1 protein-coding gene is annotated in these 1,744 nt (G+C 44.1%); it reads left to right on the top strand.

Going from position 1 to position 1,744, the window contains the following annotated elements:
- Positions 1 to 355: 355 nt before the first annotated feature.
- A complete protein-coding gene (locus KDK15_RS16305; RefSeq protein WP_257296446.1) occupies positions 356 to 1,495 on the top strand; it encodes a multidrug effflux MFS transporter in 1,140 nt (379 codons plus the stop codon).
- Positions 1,496 to 1,744: the final 249 nt, after the last annotated feature.

Raw genomic sequence — 1,744 nt, forward strand, 5'->3', positions numbered from 1 at the left:
GAGTGACTGATCACTTAGTCAGAAAATACGATTTCATTTGGTTAACTACTTATAAGCCTCACAAGGAAGAATCTGCTGGAGTACGAGGCCAATCTGGAGCCTTGCATTATCGCTATGAAAGCTTGTGGTAGTGCTCATTTGGCTCGGTTATTCAAGGACTACGGGCATACTGTCAAGCTGATCTCACCTCTGTTTGTCAAGCCTTAGTCAATACCAAAAAAAAACTACAACGATGCTGAAGCGATTACAGGAGTGGCTTCATGGCCCGGCATGGGTTTTTTGCCTGTTAAAGCGTCAGAGCATATCATAAACCCACTTATACTTTTCCCACGTTTTTTAATGGCAAGACTGAATTGTGAAAGTCAACTCCACATTATTGATTCTGGTGCTGATGATCATGTTTCCACAGATTGTCGAAACGATCTATAGCCCGGCGCTGGGATCTATTGCCGATGCTTTTTCAGTGAGTACGGTTCAGGCCGCCCAGACTCTCTCTGTTTATTTTTCTTCTTTCGCAATAGGTGTTGCGGTTTGGGGAATCATTGCTGATAAATGGGGCAGAAAACCTTCAATGTTAGCCGGCCTATTGATTTATGGATTGGCAACTTGCACAGCAATGTTAACCGATAGCTTTACCATATTAATGTTTGCAAGAGCGATGAGTGCTTTTGGCATTGCTGTTGGTTCGGTGATCACACAAACCATGTTGCGGGATCTCTACACCGGAGTCGAACTGAGTAAAGTTTTTAGCCTTGTCAGTATGGGAATTGCACTAAGTCCGATTATCGGCCTGCTTGTTGGCGGGCAACTCACTCAAATGGGCGGTTATCAGTACGTTTTTGCTGCTTTGTCTTTATCCGCATTCATATTACTTGTGCTGAACAAGGCGAAACTTCCCGAAACACGACCAGAAAGAATAAAATCGGTAAACCTTGTTTTGCTTGCCAGGCGTCTCTATTCAGATTCACATATATGGCACTCAGCACTGCTGGTAGCACTATACAATGTTGCTCTGTTTTCTTATTACCAGCTTGGCAGCTTCACGTTTCATCAACTTGGCCGCAGTGTTGAAGAATTTGGCCACAGTGGTTTAATCCTGAGTATTGGAACCTTGCTGGGTAGCTATTTGAATAAAAGTCTGCTGGAAAGAGATATCAGTCAGCATAATTTATTATGGCTGGCTAATGGTTTGCTTGTATTCGGTGCATTGGGTGTATATTTGTTAAAAAGCACTATCTGGTTCCTGATACCAATGCTAATGGTAGTCATGGCTTTTGGTATTGCTATGCCTAACGTTATAAGCTCTGCACTAGAGCAATATCAGGATAATCTCGGCAGCGCTGGAGCTCTTTTTGGCTTACAGTATTATCTGATCATCGGCAGTGGTTTGATGCTGGCTGGCATTGTCCAGGATCTTGGTCTGGTTTTGCCAGGAGTCGCTATCGCAATTTCGCTGGTGATGCTATCTCAAAGGCGAAATTATTTTCATACATGAGGGTAGCCGAAACTGACACTCCCCGCCCGAATCGGGCGAGGGTTATTGATCGCTCAATAACGTTTCTGTTTCACAGTTCATTGCTCAGGGAACAGGTGGGGCTGCCCGGGCTTGGCTATCGCATAAAAGTTCCACAGCAGGTGCTTTTACGATGGCGAATCAACGAAACAGGCTTTTGCAAAACGTGGCAGACCATAAGTAGTTAACCAAATGAAATCGTATTTTCTGACTAAGTGATCAGTCACTCTG

Origin of the sequence: Endozoicomonas sp. YOMI1, assembly GCF_024606345.1 — a bacterium.
Classification (GTDB): Bacteria; Pseudomonadota; Gammaproteobacteria; order Pseudomonadales; family Endozoicomonadaceae; genus Endozoicomonas.